The following is a 284-nucleotide window of genomic DNA, read 5'->3' on the forward strand; positions in this document are numbered from 1 at the left end:
GCAAGGCGATGGTCGAGTGACCTTTGTGGTACTCGACAACGCTCGCATTCACCACGGGATTGAGCAGGCGACGCTGGATCGCTGGCTGGTGCAGCACCGAATGGTGTTGTTCTATCTGCCGACCTACAGTCCTGAGCTTAACCTGATCGAGATGGTGTGGAAGCACGCCAAATACCACTGGCGCCGTTTCATCACGTGGACCCGCGAAACGCTGGATGCAGAGATCTCGGCGCTGCTTGGTGGTTATGGCGACAAGTTTCAAATCAATTTTTCGTGATTACTTA

General features: G+C 53.9%; 1 protein-coding gene. It reads left to right on the forward strand.

The window, feature by feature from the left end; translation table 11 throughout:
- Positions 1 to 277, forward strand: a 277-nt coding sequence (locus tag C2I19_RS16705; RefSeq protein ID WP_103903793.1) for a transposase, incomplete at its 5' end; no start/stop codon positions are given.
- Between the last annotated feature and the right edge of the window lie 7 nt (positions 278 to 284).

Origin of the sequence: Chromobacterium alticapitis (assembly GCF_002924365.1) — a bacterium.
Lineage (GTDB): Bacteria > Pseudomonadota > Gammaproteobacteria > Burkholderiales > Chromobacteriaceae > Chromobacterium > Chromobacterium alticapitis.